Origin of the sequence: Massilia sp. DJPM01 (assembly GCF_030348125.1) — a bacterium.
In the GTDB taxonomy this organism is placed as follows: Bacteria; Pseudomonadota; Gammaproteobacteria; order Burkholderiales; family Burkholderiaceae_D; genus Telluria_A; species Telluria_A frigida.
The window spans coordinates 1-15702 of record NZ_JAQOZV010000040.1 but is presented as its reverse complement, the minus strand read 5'-3'; the positions used below and the strand labels follow the sequence as shown (position 1 = coordinate 15702).

At 59.4% G+C, this 15702-nt stretch carries 13 protein-coding genes and 2 pseudogenes; 12 read left to right on the top strand and 3 right to left on the bottom strand.

Annotation, left to right across the window (positions count from 1 at the left end):
• Positions 1–81: 81 nt before the first annotated feature.
• Both PO883_RS22750 and PO883_RS22745 read right to left on the bottom strand, forming a co-directional pair.
• A complete protein-coding gene (locus PO883_RS22750) occupies positions 82–216 on the bottom strand; it encodes a hypothetical protein (protein ID WP_289311773.1) in 135 nt (44 codons plus the stop codon).
• 132 nt (positions 217–348) lie between these two features.
• Positions 349–480 (bottom strand): hypothetical protein, encoded by a 132-nt coding sequence (locus tag PO883_RS22745; protein ID WP_289311772.1) that lies wholly within the window; start codon positions 478–480, stop codon positions 349–351.
• A gap of 214 nt (positions 481–694) precedes the next feature.
• On the opposite strand from PO883_RS22745, the gene PO883_RS22740 reads away from it, so the two are divergent.
• From PO883_RS22740 to tnpC, 9 genes and pseudogenes are all read left to right on the top strand, one after another.
• Positions 695–1312, top strand: a complete 618-nt coding sequence (locus PO883_RS22740; protein WP_289311771.1) for a BRCT domain-containing protein — start codon at positions 695–697, stop codon at positions 1310–1312.
• Between the two features lie 163 nt (positions 1313–1475).
• Positions 1476–2075 (top strand): recombinase family protein, encoded by a 600-nt coding sequence (locus PO883_RS22735; protein WP_289311770.1) that lies wholly within the window; start codon positions 1476–1478, stop codon positions 2073–2075.
• A 145-nt stretch (positions 2076–2220) separates the two neighbouring features.
• Positions 2221–5214: a Tn3 family transposase gene (locus PO883_RS22730; RefSeq protein ID WP_289311769.1), complete on the top strand. Its 2994-nt coding sequence runs from the start codon at positions 2221–2223 to the stop codon at positions 5212–5214.
• Between the two features lie 253 nt (positions 5215–5467).
• A pseudogene (locus tag PO883_RS22725) lies at positions 5468–6586 on the top strand (methyl-accepting chemotaxis protein); the annotation flags it as partial.
• Between the two features lie 254 nt (positions 6587–6840).
• Positions 6841–8604, top strand: a complete 1764-nt coding sequence (locus PO883_RS22720; protein ID WP_308606004.1) for an EAL domain-containing protein — start codon at positions 6841–6843, stop codon at positions 8602–8604.
• Complete coding sequence (locus PO883_RS22715; protein WP_289311768.1) at positions 8601–9008, top strand: BLUF domain-containing protein; 408 nt, start codon at positions 8601–8603, stop codon at positions 9006–9008. The genes PO883_RS22720 and PO883_RS22715 overlap by 4 nt, the downstream gene beginning before the upstream one ends.
• Before the next feature lie 25 nt (positions 9009–9033).
• Entirely contained in the window at positions 9034–9402 is a 369-nt protein-coding gene (locus tag PO883_RS22710) for a hypothetical protein (protein WP_289311767.1), read from the top strand.
• Positions 9354–12380, top strand: a complete 3027-nt coding sequence (locus tag PO883_RS22705) for a Tn3 family transposase (protein ID WP_289311766.1) — start codon at positions 9354–9356, stop codon at positions 12378–12380. Before PO883_RS22710 ends, PO883_RS22705 begins: the two co-directional genes overlap by 49 nt.
• Positions 12377–12727: a Tn3 family transposase post-transcriptional regulator TnpC gene (gene tnpC, locus PO883_RS22700; protein ID WP_289311765.1), complete on the top strand. Its 351-nt coding sequence runs from the start codon at positions 12377–12379 to the stop codon at positions 12725–12727. Before PO883_RS22705 ends, tnpC begins: the two co-directional genes overlap by 4 nt.
• A 127-nt stretch (positions 12728–12854) precedes the next feature.
• Here tnpC and PO883_RS22695 read toward each other — a convergent pair.
• A pseudogene (locus PO883_RS22695) lies at positions 12855–13067 on the bottom strand (DUF4158 domain-containing protein); the annotation flags it as partial.
• Between the two features lie 131 nt (positions 13068–13198).
• Between PO883_RS22695 and PO883_RS22690 the strand changes: the two are divergent.
• The 3 genes from PO883_RS22690 to PO883_RS22680 form a co-directional block, all read left to right on the top strand.
• On the top strand, positions 13199–14314 hold the full coding sequence (locus tag PO883_RS22690) for a PDDEXK nuclease domain-containing protein (RefSeq protein WP_289311764.1): 1116 nt from the start codon (positions 13199–13201) through the stop codon (positions 14312–14314).
• A 14-nt stretch (positions 14315–14328) separates the two neighbouring features.
• Positions 14329–14892 (top strand): recombinase family protein, encoded by a 564-nt coding sequence (locus PO883_RS22685; RefSeq protein WP_289311763.1) that lies wholly within the window; start codon positions 14329–14331, stop codon positions 14890–14892.
• A 242-nt stretch (positions 14893–15134) separates the two neighbouring features.
• Positions 15135–15702: SDR family NAD(P)-dependent oxidoreductase (locus PO883_RS22680; RefSeq protein WP_289311762.1), on the top strand; the 568-nt coding region annotated here is incomplete at its 3' end.

Below are 15702 nucleotides of genomic sequence, written 5' to 3'. Positions count from 1 at the left end.
ATTGTACGTTCCGTTGAACCTTAAATCCCAGAACGGGCGCAGTGTAGTAACCCCGCTCAGTCATGCGTAAAACGGCCATCGTCATTCGATAATCTCGGTCAGGTCACCTTTTGCGATCGCCGTGAAGACCTGTTCCATGTCGCGCGGCGACACGTACGCTTCGCGTCGGGTCGAGTCAGTCAGTTCGCCCGATCCGTCGCCGTGGACACGGACCACGAGACCCTTAGCGCCTTTGAACTTTCGATTCCAGTAATGCCGCGTGCTGGCGGGCGATATGTTTGCAGGCGCGCCCTGGTTGCTGCCGGCGAGTAGGGTGCCGCCCTTGCAGCGTGCAGCATACGAAAAATCCTATCCGGTGTTGAGCAGGAACTTGAAATAATCGTAGGCGCGGCCTTCCCTGGCGCCGGCACTGAGCAGGCGATAGCCGGCAGCTACCCACACGTCTTGCAGGCGTTGTTTGCATGCCTTGGCGATGCTCATGAGCTTGCAGATGCCGCCGACTGCGACTGATCGGCCAGATGCCAATTCTTTTCGATTTTTCTCTCCAGGATTTTGCCATTAATCGGAAAGAAAAAGTATTTTCCCTTTTTCGCTTCCTGCTATGCTCTCGCAAATGCTAATATTTTCGACTGCGCGTACCGATGCTCTCGAACAGAGCAATGGCAACCATTTCAATAACGAGTAGGAGATACTTTTGTCAGCACTTTCACTCAAGATTTACGCTCAGCCTAAAGATGCTGGCAGCCTGGAGAAGATCAAGAAATTCATTTTTCATGTGGAAGCACAAGATTTTGCAGCCATTGAAGCCATGGATGAAGGCGAAGCGCTGTACGATGTCGATGACATCCTCAATACCCAGATCGAAACGTCGATCAGGGACGGTATCGTCTACATGGCATTCGACTCGGCCTCTTCTCTGGAAGTGGAAGTGCTGGTCGAGTTTCTCCATCATCTCGGTGCGGTCGATGTAGAGATTGCGGCATTTTCCTCGCAGGTGGGCGAGTACTTCTTTCTAAAGAATAACGATGAATACCTTGACGATTACAATGAAGCCGAGTGGAAGTGGCTGCAAAATCCACGGGCAGGATTTAATGATGAGTATGTCGTGGTGACCGGCACGTTCGAAGACTATGATCGCGCATCAATCGAGGAGCTGATCGAGGAACAGGGCGGCAATGTACAGCAGTCCGTTAACGCCAAGACCACGATTCTGGTGGTCGGCAATAAGCCTGGAAAGTCCAAAGTAGACAAGGCTGCAGCGCTTGGCGTGCGCAGCATGGGCGAAACGGAATTCCTTGAAAAGCTTGAATGAGCAGTTTGGTCGAAGGGAATATCGTCTAAAACTTGCTGACGGCATGTACGAAAACGATCGGTTACGTACAGGGTAAGATTTGGATGTACGAAAAATAGGAACATCTGTTATCGGACATGCCGTACAATTAGTACTCCCATTTCGTACGCTTTGGCTGCCTAACATGTCTCGCACCTTCATCTACGCTCGCGTCAGCACCGCCGATCAGAACACAGACAACCAGATTCTTGAAATTGAGGCGGCCGGCTTCGCGGTCGACAAACGCCGTATCGTGTGCGAAAGCATCAGTGGCAGCGTCGCGGCCACTGAACGGCCGCAGTTTGCTCGGTTGCTTGACCGTCTGGAACCCGGCGATGTACTCATCGTAACCAAGCTGGACCGACTTGGCCGCAATGCCATGGATGTGCGCGCCACAGTAGAGCAGCTGGCGGCCGATGCTATTCGTGTGCATTGCCTAGCGCTCGGCGGGGTCGATCTGACCAGCGCTGCCGGAAAGATGACCATGAGCGTGTTGAATGCGGTAGCTGAGTTTGAGCGCGATTTGCTGATCGAGCGAACCCAAGCGGGTATTGCACGCGCACGGGCGGAAGGCAAGACGCTGGGTCGCCCGCCAGCGCTGACCAAGGTACAGCAGGCCGAAGCGATGCAACGCCTCGCGAAAGGTGAGTCCGTAGCCAAGGTGGCGCGTGACTACGCCACCACTCGCCAGTCCATCATGCGGGTTCGGGAGAGGCTCAGCCAATCCAGTGCAGCCGACTCCTAACAAGGGCGCTGTCGCCTTTCGAAAACGAAAATACGATCCAGAAGACCGCCGAGCTGTCCGGGTGCAGTTAAGGCCAGGTCAAGCGGATTTGGGCCATGCACCAAGGCAAATCATAATGCACTGATTGCCGCCATACAGGAAAAAGATGCCAGTCAGCTTTCTTTCCGACGCGCAGCGCGAGAACTATGGCCGCTACGCCAGTTCTCCATCACCCCATGACCTCGCCCGGTACTTTCATCTGGACGACACCGACCATGCGCTAATCGCTGAGAAGCGCGGCGCGCACAATCGGCTTGGCTTCGCCATCCAGCTGGGCACAGTGCGCTACCTGGGCGCGTTTTTGGAAGATCCGCTGGCCGTGCCCCAGCCCGTGTTGCGGACGCTGGCCAAGCAGCTGCGCATCGAGGCGCTGGACAAAGCAAGCTCCTACAGCACCGGCCGACAACGCTGGCAGCATGCGATAGAAATTCGCGCGCGCTATGGCTACGTCGAATTCACGGAACCCTTGATCGCCTTTCGCCTTACTCGGTGGCTGTACGCGCTTTGCTGGACCGGCACCGACCGGCCGAGCGTGCTGTTCGAGCGCGCCACGACATGGCTCGTGACGCACAAGGTTCTGCTGCCAGGCTGCACGACGCTCGAACGGTACGTTGCGCGCCTGCGCAGCCGCGTCGAAGAGCGCTTGTGGCGCTCGCTTGGGAGTGGGATCAGCCAGGACCAGCAAACGCGCCTGGAGGGCCTTCTGGTCTCATCTGGCGGCAGTCGTAATTCGCCGCTCGACCGACTGCGCACCGGGCCGGTGGTGGCCAGTAGCCGGTCAATGAGCCTCGCGCTGATGCGGCTGCAAGCCGCCCGCGAGCTTGGCATCCGGTTGCCGGCCGCCACGCGCATCCCGGCCACACGGGTCGCCGCCCTGGCCCGCTTCGCCGGCGCCGCCAAGGCCAGCGCGATCCTGCGCCTGCCGGTGTTGCGCCGCCTGGCCACCCTGGTCGCGTTCGTGCACTGCCTTGAAGCATCGGCGCAAGACGACGCTCTGGAAGTGCTCGAAGTCATCCTGCGAGAGCTTTTCGGTGACGCCGTGAAGGCCGACAGAAAATCGCGCCTCCGATCGCTCAAAGACCTTGACGAAGCGGCGGCCATCCTCGCCAGTGCCTGCCAAATGCTACTGGACGATGCCGTGCCGGATGCGGAGCTGCGCACACAGTTGTTCGCGCGGATTTCACCCGATGCGCTCGCGCTGGCCCTTGCCGGCGTCAACAAGCTAATTCGGCCGACCGACAACGTGTACTACCAGGAGCTGGATGCCAAGTACAAGACCGTACGCCGCTTCCTGCCCGCGCTGGCCGAACAAATTCAGTTTGGCGCGAATGCCGCAGGAGAGCCGTTCATCGCCGCATTTTCCTGGCTTCGCGCCAACATGTCGGTGAAGCGTCCGGGCAACGACGCACCGCGCGATATCATCACCAAGCCGTGGCAACGCCATGTGCTGCGCGAGGATGACGCCATCGACTTCCACGCTTACACGTTCTGCGTTTTGTCCGAATTGCGTATCGCGCTGCGCCGGCGCGACGTGTTCGTGGCCCCGAGCTGGCGTTACGCCGATCCGCGCGCCGGCCTGATCGATAGCGCCGAATGGGAATCCACGCGCCCGATCATTTGCCGCACGCTTGGCTTGTCGGCGGTGCCGGGGCCGACATTGACGGCCCTGGCCGATGAATTGGATCGCACCTACCAAGCAGTCGCCGCCAGGTTGCCCGACAATCCGGCCGTGCGGTTCGAGAAGGTGGGCGACAAACAAGAGCTGGTGCTCAGCCCATTGGACAAAATGGATGAACCGGCATCGCTGATCGCGCTGCGCGCCAAGGTCATGGGCATGCTGCCGCGCGTCGATTTGCCGGAACTTATCTTGGAGATTGCGGCCCGCACGCGCTTTACGGACGCCTTTACTCACATATCGGAGCGCACCGCGCGCGCTTCCGATCTGCATGTGAGCATCTGCGCGGTGCTGATGGCCGAGGCGTGCAATACGGGGCCAGAGCCGCTGATTCGCGGCGATGTGCCGGCGCTCAAGCGCGACAGGTTGTCATGGGTGGACCAGAACTACCTGCGCGACGACACCATCACTGCGGCAAACACCATGCTGGTCGCCGCGCAGAGCCGTTCGACGCTGGCCAGCGTGTGGGGCGGCGGCGAGGTCGCGTCGGCCGACGGGATGCGCTTCGTGGTGCCGGTGCGCTCGGTGCATTCCGGCCCGAATCCGAAATACTTCGGCGTCGGGCGCGGCGTGACCTGGTACAACCTGATATCGAACCAGTTTTCCGGACTGAACGACATCACGGTGCCGGGCACGCTGCGCGACAGCCTGGTCCTGCTAGCCGTCGTCCTGGAACAGCAGACCGACCTTCAGCCGACTCAGATCATGACGGACACGGGCGCGTACAGCGACGTGGTTTTCGGCCTGTTCCGCCTGCTTGGATACCGATTCAGTCCGCGCCTGGCCGATGTCGGCGGCACGCGTTTCTGGCGAATCGATACCAAAGCCGACTACGGACTGCTCAATTCTGTATCCGGGCACAATATCAGCCTACAGAAGATCGAGCCGCATTGGGACGACATGCTGCGCCTGGCCGGCTCGCTCAAGCTCGGCCGGGTTTCTGCCGCCGGCATCATGCGCACGCTCCAGGTCGGCGAGCGCCCGACCAGGCTGGCCCAAGCCATCGCCGAGTTCGGCCGCATCGACAAGACGCTACACACGCTGACCTACATCGATGACGAAGCCAAGCGCCGGAGCACGCTGACTCAGCTCAACCGTGGCGAGGGGCGGCACAGCGTCGCCCGCGCCGTCTTCCACGGCAAGCGAGGCGAGTTGCGGCAGCACTACCGCGAGGGGCAGGAAGACCAGCTCGGTGCGCTCGGCCTGGTGCTCAACATGATCGTGCTGTGGAACACCAGCTATATGGAGGCCGCATTGAACCAACTGCGGGTGGATGGTTTCGAGGTAAGAGATGAAGACATGGCCAGGCTGTCGCCGCTGCTGCATGAGCACATCAACATGCTGGGCCGGTATTCGTTTTCGGTGCCGGATTCGGTGGCCAAGGGCGAGTTACGTCCGTTGCGTAACCCAGCGAACGATGAATAGTCCCGCGAACCTGGCTTAACCGTGTTTTACGTTCCACTGCACCTCAGACCCCAAGACCAGCAAGGAGGATGCGACTGTCCTTCTATTGAAGGAGATTATTCCGGCGACCACGAAATGGCAAGATGCAATCGAGGAGTTCATTGATCTGCAAGAGGTAAAAAACAGAAAAGATGAGGTGGATTCTGAGGGAAATTACCGTAGCGCATTGACGCTCATGCTCACTTTGACCGGACTGGCATTGTTATCCGGCGGTTTCGTCGCATGGTTTGCCACCCGCTCGATCACCCGACCATTGGCGCAGGCGGTAAAAGTGGCGCAGACGGTGGCTGCGGGCGACCTGACTAGTCATATAGAGGTCGATTCGATGGATGAGACGGGGCAGCTTTTGCAGGCGCTCAAGGACATGAACGACAGCTTAGTCAATATCGTTGGCCAGGTGCGCACCGGCACCGACACCATTGCCACCGCTTCGTCGCAGATCGCCGCCGGCAACCTCGACCTGTCGTCGCGCACGGAGGAACAGGCCAGCTCGCTCGAAGAGACCGCATCCTCGATGGAAGAGCTGACCAGCACCGTAAAGCAGAATGCCGACAACGCACGCCAGGCCAATCAGCTCGCGGGTTCGGCCTCCGAAATAGCGCTCAAAGGCGGCGTGGTGGTGGCGCAAGTGGTCGAGACGATGGACTCGATCAATGCGTCGTCAAAAAAGATTGTCGAGATCATTGGCGTGATCGACGGCATCGCGTTCCAGACCAACATCCTGGCGCTCAACGCAGCGGTCGAGGCAGCGCGCGCCGGAGAACAGGGGCGCGGCTTCGCTGTGGTGGCATCCGAAGTGCGGAACCTGGCACAGCGCTCGGCTGCCGCCGCGAAAGAAATCAAAGGCTTGATTGGCGATTCGGTCGAGAAAGTCGACGCAGGCGCAAAGCTGGTCGATCAGGCCGGCACAACCATGGATGAAATCGTGGAAAGCGTCAAGCGCGTCACGGACATCATGAGCGAAATCACGGCGGCCAGCCAGGAGCAGACCTCTGGCATTGAACAGATCAACCAGGCCATCAGCCAGATGGACCAGGTCACGCAACAAAATGCCTCGCTGGTAGAAGAGGCGGCCGCTGCAGCGGAATCGTTGCAGGAACAGGCAGGCACCCTGGCGCAGGTGGTGAGCGTGTTCAAACTCGACGGCAGTCACACTGGGGCGGCTAGCCGATCTGGCGCTGCGGCGCAGCCAGCGTCAAGCATAACCAGGTTCGCTGGCAATGCTCGGTCATCGCCAGCTACGCACGCGAGCGTAAGACGCAGCGCTGCGCCAGCAAAACGATTGGCAGTGGCGTCTGCGACAGCCGATGGTGCCGATTGGGAAGCGTTTTGAGAAATCGACCAGTGCCATCCATGAACTGCAGGGCCAAACAGATAATTTGGCAAGCAGGTCGGGAATATTCACGCTGCCGGCCAATCAGTTAACAGGCGCCAAGCGGGCGCGCGCCAGCGTTGGCAAAGCGCGCCTGAGCAAGACCTGATGCATCGCTCTTTCTCATCAGTCCACGTGAAACGGAGCGGTCATGATTTCCATGTTACTGTGAGTTTCACCTGTCAACTTTTAGCATTTATCGGCGGAGGACACTAATGTCAGCTAGTTCCGGCGATGCACATGGGAGTGTGCAGTCGAGCCAAACCGGCACTGAACTTGGAAAATTGTCAATTCCAATGTCAGTACATAGGTACGCAATCGAAGCCAGTGCCAATGCGATGATCATCACGCGTGCGGAGCCACCGCATTTCATCATCGAGTACGTCAATCCCGCCTTTGAGCGTATCACAGGCTACCGGGCAGCCGAGGTGATCGGGCGCAGTTGCAATTTCCTGCAAGGAGATGACGGGGATCAGGCTGGCATTGACGAGATTCGCCTCGCTCTGCGCGAGCAGCGAGCGGGGAACGCGGTCTTGCGCAACTACCGCAAGGACGGCACGCTGTTCTGGAATCACCTTTTCATCGCCCCGGTGCGCGGTAGCGACGGCGCCGTGTCCCATTTCGTCGCATCCCAATACGACATCTCCCAGGCCAAACAGCTGGAGTCGGAGTTGCTGCATCTGGCTCACCATGATGAACTGACCGGCCTGCCCAACCGGGCGCTGCTGCGCGACCGCTTGCTGCACGCGATTGCTTGTGCGCGTCGCGACGGAAGCCGGATGTGGGTGGCGTTTGTGAGCCTGGACCGCTTCAAAGTGATTAATGACAGTTTTGGCCACGGAGGCGGGGACAGCTTCCTGAAGGTGATAGCGGAGCGCCTGCATGCCGTTGTCCGAGGCGCCGATACCGTAGCGCGTTGGCGCAGCGACGAATTCGCCATTCTGATGTCCGATCAACATGAGGGCGGACTCGGAACCGCCGCGCTAGAACGCATCATGACCGCAGTAAGCGTTCCCATTTCGTATGAGGGACAGGAGGTCGTCCTGACATGCAGCATCGGTGTCTCCGGATACCCCGATGATGGACCCGGCGTCGATACCCTGCTCGAACGTGCCGATATCGCCGCGTTTCATGCAAAGAACGACGGCCGCAACTGCTTTCGCTTCCACACGGCCGACGTGAACCAGAAAGCCCGCGCGCGACTGCGCATCGAAGCCGACCTGCGCCTGGCCCTTGAGCGCGATGAATTCGTATTGCACTATCAACCACAAATTGACTTGGGATCGGGGCGCATTACTGGTGTGGAGGCGCTGGTGCGCTGGCAACATCCCTCACGCGGCCTGGTCGGGCCCGTCGAGTTCATTGGCATCGCCGAGGAGACGGGCTTGATAGTCCCGATCGGCAACTGGGTATTGCGCACTGCCTGCCTCCAGAACCGCCAGTGGCAACAAGAAGGGCTTCCCCATGTCAGGGTGGCCGTCAATCTGTCGGCGCGCCAGTTTGTGTGCGCCAATCTGGCCGAGTCGGTCGGCGCGATCTTGTCCGAAATCGGTTTGGCGCCTCAGGACCTCGAACTTGAGCTAACCGAGAGTCTTGTCATGCGCGACGTCGAACGCGGCATTGGCGTGCTGCGCGCGCTCAAACATCTCGGCGTGAGCATCGCGGTCGATGATTTCGGCACTGGCTACTCCAGCCTCGCCTATCTGAAGCGTCTGCCGATTGATGTCTTGAAGATTGATCGCAGCTTTGTGATGGACATTGGATCAGACGACGGCGATGCCATCGCGGCGTCGATCATCGGGCTTGCCCATAACCTGAAATTGAAGGTCGTTGCTGAAGGTGTGGAATCCGTCGAACAGCTTGACTATTTGCGCGTGCATCGTTGCGATCAAGTACAGGGCTACTATTTCAGCAGGCCGGTTCCCGCCCCGGCGTTCGCCGAACTCCTGTGCGTGGATGGGGGACACATAATTCCATGATTCGACTTCTCTACCTCAGCAATCGCACCCCCACAATATCGGATGAGCAAGTGTACGACATCTTGGTGTCCGCGCGTCGCAATAATCCGATCAACAGTATCACTGGCATCCTGATTCACGGTGGCGGACTGTTCATGCAAGTGTTGGAAGGGCCGGAGCAGGAGGTGCTTCGGCAGTATGTGAAGATTCTGAATGATCACAGACACAGCAATCCCCAGATCCTTCATATTTCCCCAACGAACAATCGGATCTTTGAGAAGTGGTCGATGGGGGCCATCGATGGCGATCCGTTGCAATTTCAGTATATCTCCGAATTGCGCGCCCGCCGTCTGGAGGTCATCGAGGCAAAGACGTTCACGGATACGATGCGCGAGTTTGTAAAGAGGTTAACAGCCGCGAAGTAGTGTTTGATCCCTGCTGCGGAAAGTGTTGGCGCCGACGCCAAATTTTTCCACCGCGCCGATTGTTGCTGAGCTCAATCAAATCACTGTGGCCTACCTGGCGCAGATTAACCGCATTCTTGCGAAAGATCCTTTTGCCCACGGTCATGTCCGCGCGCTTTCTCTCACCCTGGCTGACAGCACGAAACTGTCGACCGATTGGCGCCTACCTTGGCTCGCAGGGCCTTGGATAAATATTCACAATGGAAAGGTTAACAAATTAACTCTCTTGCCATACACTGATTTCCGCGCTCGGCAGCCCGAAATCGTGCACCAGTTCGCGCAAATGGCCTTAATGGAGTTATACCTATGGCGAGCATCGAACGAACCGCGTATCCCCGATTTCCGCGCACGTTGACCTTGAAGGATCTGCACGCTTCGTTTTCACCGCGCCCGGACGAAACCGAGTGGGCGCAGGGCTTTTCACGCAGTCCTGAGCGGCGCCTGGCGCTTCTGGTGCTGCTCAAGTGCTTTCAGTTCCTGCGCCACTTTCCTGCTCTCGAGACAATTCCGGAGGAGGTCGTGGAGCATGTCTCGGCGACGCTGGCCATGCCGGCCGCGAAGTCCATCGCCTACGCCAGCCATGCCGCACTGTACCGTCATCACAAGGCGATCCGCACGTTGCTTGGCGTGAAACCCTACACCGACGCACGGACGCGCCCCCTTGCCATCGGCATCGCCAAGGCGGCCGCCGCCATTGTCGATACGCGCACCGACATCATCAACATCACGGTCGAGGAACTGGTGCGTATCGGATCCGAATTGCCGGTGTTTCGAACGCTTGATGAAATCGCCGAGCAGGCGCATACAGCGGCCGAGCTCGATCTGCATAGTCAAATAGGCTTGCGCCTCAACGAGGGCCAACGCAAGTGGCTCGACGATCTCCTCGTGGCCGAACTGCCAGTTCGGCGAACGCTGTACAACCAAATCAAGCGATCGGCCAAGAAAGCCTCGCGCAAGCATCTCGATATCGTCCTCGACCAGCTCGACTGGCTCGAATCGCTGCCCGACAGCGACGTGCTGCTGGACGGCGTGCCGGCGACCAAACTGAAACACATCGCCGACATGGCCTCAACGCTCGACGCGGGCGACATGAAACACTTCGTTCAGGTCAAGAAGCATACCTTCATCCTAGCGCTGATTCGGCAAATGCGCATCAGCGCCCGTGACGATATCGCCGAAATGTTCATCCGCCGGATAGGCACAATGCACAAGAGCGCCCGCGAAGAATTGCAGGCAATCCAGGCCCGCCAACGGGAAATGAGCGAAGCACTGGTCGCAACCCTCGAAGACGTCGTGGAGATCCTGGGCGAGCGCTTGGACGACGCGGCCACGGGGCAGCGAGTGCGCGAGCTGCTTGCGCCTCACGGGGACCTGGAAAAATTGCGCGCCGATTGCGAGGCGATCCGGGTATGGAGCGGCGGGAATCATTTGTCGCTGCTATGGAAACCCTACAGCAGCTGGCGCGGCGCGATGTTCAGGATGGCGAAAGCGCTGGACTTTCAGGGAGCGACGACCGACACCAGCCTGCTCGATGCCCTCGATGTCGTGCTCGAAAACGAACACAAAAAGACCGAATGGATCGTCGCGGAGGTGACCTTGACTTTTGCCTCCGAACGCTGGCGCAAGCTGGTTCGGCGCTCGCATGGGCTGGGCAACCCCACGAACCGGCGCCACCTGGAAGTGTGCGTGTTCAGTCACCTCAGCAGCGACCTGCGATCGGGCGACGTCAGCATTGACGGTTCCGGCGCGTTCGCTGACTACCGCCGGCAACTGCTTCCTTGGGACGAATGCTTGGCGCTCCTGCCTGCGTATTGCGACCGGATCGGCATGGCCGACAATGCGCAGGATTTTGTAGCCGGCCTCAAGAAACTGCTCTCCGACACGGCGACGGAGGTCGACAAGGCATTCCCGAAAAACACAGGTGACTTCACGATTGGCAGCAACGGCGAGCCGACCGTGCGCAGAAATACCGCGCGCGAGGTGCCTGCGTCGGCTGTGGCCTTGCAAGCAGCGATCGAGGCGCGCACGGTGCCGCGCAATCTGCTGGATATCCTGGCCAACATCGAACACTGGACCGGCTTCACGCGCAATTTCGGGCCGCTCTCGGGTGATGAGCCGAAACTGCGCAATGCGCGCGAACGCTACCTGCTGACCGTCTTCGCCATGGGATGCAACCTCGGTCCCACCCAAGCGGCACGCCACCTGTCCAACGGCGTCACGCCGCACCAGCTTTCCTACTCGAACCAGCGGCATATGGGGTTGGAGCAGCTTGACAATGCGTGCCGCGACCTCACCGAACTCTACCTGCGACTGGAGCTTCCGAAATTGTGGGGCGAGGGCAAGAAGGTCGCGGCCGACGGCACCCAGTACGAATTCTACGAACAGAACATGCTGGTGGGGATGCATTTCCGGTACAGGAAGATGGGCGCCGTGGCCTATCGCCACGTCGCCGACAACTACATCGCCAACTTTCGCCATTTCATCCCGCCCGGCGTGTTCGAAGCTGTCTACGTGATCGAGGGATTGATGAAGGCGGGATTGAGCGTTCAGGCCGATACCGTCTATTCCGACACCCATGGTCAGTCCGAAACCGTGTTTGCGTTCACGCACCTGCTGGGCATCCAGTTGATGCCGCGTATCCGGAACTGGAAGGACTTGAAATTTTATCGTCCGTCAAAGGCCTCGTCCTATCGCCACATCGATCGCCTCTTCACCGATGTCGTCGACTGGGACCGCATCGCCGATCATTGGAAGGATCTGATGCAGGTGGCCATCTCCATTCAGGCGGGACGGATCCCGTCGCCAATGTTGCTGCGTAAACTCAGCCACGAGGGCAGGCATAACCGACTTTTTGCGGCGACGCGCGAATTGGGACGCGTGCTGCGCACTGTCTACTTGCTGCGCTGGATTTCTCGCAAGGAGATGCGCCAGGAAGTGACGGCGACGACGAACAAGATCGAGTCCTACCATGCCTTCACCAAATGGCTCGATTTCGGCGGCGACGTGATCGGCGAAAATGAACTCAACGAACAGCAAAAGCGGCTGCGCTACATCGATCTGGTTGCCTCGGCGGTAATTCTGCAAAATACCGTCGACATGATGAGGATCATGCAGGACATGTACGCGGCCGGGGAGATCGTGTCGGTCGCCGACGTTGAATTCATGAGTCCGTATGGCACCTTTGGCGTCAAGCGATTCGGGAACTATCATCTCGACATGAAGCGCCCGCCAGAATCGTGGCTGAAAGAGTCGCAGTTCAAACAGGCTGCCAAACTTGCCAAGGAGGCGGCAGCCGAGAAAAAGCGCAACGATCAGGCGGGAGATACAGCGTGACCAATCTGGAAAACACGACACCAACGGCATACGGGTTGATGGACGGCACCGCGCTCGCGGAACTGCGCAGCACTTTTGACACGACCATGCTGTTGCGCATGGTTGACGAATTGGCCGCAGCCGCACACGCCGCGCAGGGCGAGAATAGTCTGCGGGAATCGGTGCTTCGTCTTCACGCGATGGCGCACACGGCGGTGAACGGGGCGGGGATGACTGTCGCTACCGATGATGAGACTTTGCCAGAACTTGCGGAAACAGTCATGGACGAGATGCGAGATATGATCGCTCGTCTCCAGAGCTGGATATCCCAATTGGAGCCGCTGCTCAGCCTGGAACCGCGTCACTGACCGAACCCGATGAGGATAACCGGATCAGCACTTAAGAGACGGCGCAAAGTGCATAAAGGATCGATTCTTTATTACTTTTAGGCTTATGTGTCATTTCTGGCTTTATCCCGGCTGTACCTCACGAGGGCAGGACCGCATCGACCGGCAAGCCATAGCCGGGGTAGCGTAGCAGGCAAAGTTGCACCGCGAAACCCAGGCGGTTGGCATCGCCACGACGCTGACGAATCAGCGCCAGATCGGATTCGTTGAATGTGTCGTGCCGGATTAGGTCATCTTGCGTATCCGGCAACGTCAGTAGGCTTTCCCGCTCTGCGGCGGACAGAATGGAACGACGAGGCATGTCGACTCTCGAAGAGGTGGAAATGCCCGCACACGATTCCCATGGCGTATACATGGTGCGTAAATGTATTGCATAATGATTGTCATTGGCAACAGGTTTGTGCTGAACGAACCGTATCGAGGAGCAAGCTGGTGGAACCGCAAGACATACAAGCTGCAGCCGCAACAACCGGTCTGGCCGGCGACATTCGCGTCTTGATCGGCGAAGCGCGGGCCGGACTGGCCGCCACGGTCAATTCGGCCTTAACCATGCTTTACTGGCGCATTGGCCGGCGCATATGTGCCGAGGTGCTCCAAGGGGAGCGGGCCGGCTACGGCGAACAGATCGTCGCTTCGCTAGCGCGACAATTAGAAGTCGAACACGGGCGCGGCTTCGGCGCCAAGAACCTGCGCCACATGCTGCGCTTTGGCGAGGTGTTCGAGACCGAGGAGATTGTCTACGCGCTGAGTAGACAATTGAGCTGGACCCATTTGCGCAGCCTAATTTACATCGACGATCCCCTCAAGCGGGAGTTCTACCTGGAGATGTGTCGCGACGAGGGCTGGAGCACGCGCACCTTGCAGGGCCGGCTCGACTCCATGCTGTTCGAGCGCACGGCGCTTTCGCGCAAGCCCGACGAATTGCTGACGAACGAACTGGCGACCCTGCGCGATCAGGGGGTACTTGGCCCGAACCTCGTGCTGAAGGATCCCTACGTGCTGGACTTCCTGGGGCTGCGCGATCGCTACCTTGAGAAAGATCTCGAAGACGCCATTCTGCGTGAATTGGAAAATTTCCTGTTGGAGCTGGGGAGTGGTTTCAGCTTTGTCGCCCGCCAAAAACGGCTACAAATTGACAACAACGATTTTTACATTGACCTGCTGTTCTACAACCGCCGCTTGCGGCGCCTGGTCGCCATCGAACTCAAGCTCGGCGAATTCAAGGCGGCCGACAAGGGCCAGATGGAGCTCTACCTGCGCTGGCTGGCCAAACATGAACAAGAGCCGGGCGAAGCGCCGCCACTGGGCATTATTCTTTGCACGGGCAAGAACCGTGAACAGATAGAACTGCTGGAACTTGACCAAAGCGGCATTCACGTCGCCGAGTACCTGACCGGCTTGCCGTCCCGGCAACTGCTGGAGCAAAAGCTGCATGAAGCGGTGGCGTTGTCGAGGGCGCGGCTGGAGAATCGGCCCGGCCCGGATCGGCCCGGCCCGGATCGGCCCGGCCCGGATCGGCCCGGCCCGGCCGCAACCGAAGTCAAGTAAGAAAGGACTGCTCCATGCGAATCGGATATGCCCGCGTCTCCGCCCAGGACCAGGACAACACGGCACAGATCGCGGCGTTGAACGCGGCGGGATGCGGACGGATATTCGAGGAGAAGGCGTCGGCGGGCCGCTGGGATCGCCCCGAACTGAGCCGCCTGCTCGATCAGTTGCGCAAGGACGACGTGCTGGTCGTTTGGAAGCTCGACCGCCTATCACGCTCGCTCAAGGACGTGCTGACTCTCATGGAGACGGTGGAAAAGACAGGCGCGGGATTCCTCAGCCTGACCGAAGCCGTCGACACCACCTCGCCGGCCGGACGCATGATGATGCAGATCGTGGGATCGTTCGCCGAGTTCGAACGCGCCATGCTGCGCGAGCGCACCCGCAGCGGCTTGTTGGCCGCCCGCGGAGAAGGCCGCATCGGCGGCCGTCGCCCCAAGCTCACGGCGCGACAACAACAGGAAATTGTCCACTTGGTCGATTCCGGTCAGAAAACGGCCGCCGAATCGGCGCGCCTGTTTAATGTCCATCCGTCTACGGTGGCGCGACTGCTGGCGCGCAGCAGGCTGAAAAAATAGCTGCGCGGCTTGGCGTACGATTTTTTCCGTTTTCTGAGACGCCCCCTGTTGCTTTAAACGCAGGGTTTGTGTTGCATCAATAGATTCACTTGTTGAAATAAAGTTAATTTGCTTGTATTGTTGAAAATACAAACCCGCGGTTTGGGCTAAACCTTCAAGCAAAGGCGCCAATCTTGTCTACCAACCTATCCGAAGTGAGGCCGGCGATGTTTGCCGTTCCAATGATGCGGCTGTGGCGGAGCTTGAAGAGTTGGCGACAGCTCTCGGTCGGCCCGGTTTCCCTCTTCTACCGTTTCGGCCGCAGCGTGCCGGTATCGAACAACCGCCGCCGCCAGCATCAGCGCGTGAAACTCGATCGCGGCACGCCCGTGCCGCCGGCGAGCGCCGTCTCTCCTCAGCGCGACTATGACAGCGAACGCGATGCGTCGACCGAAACGGCGCTGATCGTCGGCGTCGGCCCCGGCTACGGTTTTGAACTGGCGCGGCGCTTCGCGGCGTCCGGCATGCGGGTGGCGCTGGCGTCGCGCAACGCCGAGCGGCTCGATGACCTGGTGGATGAATTGAGCGACGAGGGGGGACAGGTGAATGCCTATGGGTGCGACGCCACCGATGAACGTTCAGTCGCCGCCTTGCTCGCCACGGTCACCGCCGAACTGGGTGCGCCGCACCTGGTGGTCTACGCGGTGCAGGGTTTTTGCCGCGGCACGGTGCTCGACACCGAAGTGCCTGCGTTTGAAGAGAGCTGGCGCCAGAACTGCCTGGGCGGCTTTATCGTGGCGCGCGCCGCGGCCCGGATGATGGTGCCCTTAG